Genomic DNA, 551 nt, shown 5'->3' with positions numbered 1-551 from the left:
GAAACGACCGCCTTGGCAGTGGTCGATTTCGAGTCACCGGTCCACACGTACGGTGCCATCGGCGTCGTCGTCAGCGCGACGTCGCTGACCGGGTCACGCGCCACCACCTCGCCGGCCTTGCTGCCGTCGTCCTGCCTCCTCGCGCTGTGGAGGACCCCGCAGTGCGCCGCTGTCATTTCCCGCTGCTGCCCGTCGGGGAGGAACACCCCGAAGCCCATGGTGCAGTTGGTCAGTCTGGAGCCGGCGAGGTAGGGAGCGCGTGCGTCGTACGCGCGGCAGACACCGAACTGGCCACGGTCGTCCCTGGGACAGGGATTGGCCCACATGGCGGTATCGGCAGCGCCCTTCGCACTCCCGCCCGCCGCCGACACACCCGTCCCCGGGTTCTCCGGATCGGGCTCGGGATCCTCCGGCTGGATCTCCACGGGATCCGGGTCGATGTCCACATCGACCCGGGAGTTCTTCACCAGCTCACTCATCGTCGGACCGGAATCGTCCGGGGGGTTCGACGCCACCTGGACATCCAGCCCGCTGCCATCGACACGCGGGGC

General features: G+C 69.0%; 1 protein-coding gene. It reads right to left on the bottom strand.

The window, feature by feature from the left end:
* Positions 1–479, bottom strand: a 479-nt coding sequence (locus VKA29_RS00545) for a hypothetical protein (protein ID WP_324783093.1), incomplete at its 3' end; no start/stop codon positions are given.
* Between the last annotated feature and the right edge of the window lie 72 nt (positions 480–551).

The sequence above is a fragment of the Streptomyces sp. H51 genome, assembly GCF_035656535.1.
In the GTDB taxonomy this organism is placed as follows: Bacteria; Actinomycetota; Actinomycetes; order Streptomycetales; family Streptomycetaceae; genus Streptomyces.
This window is presented reverse-complemented; position numbering and strand designations above follow the sequence as displayed.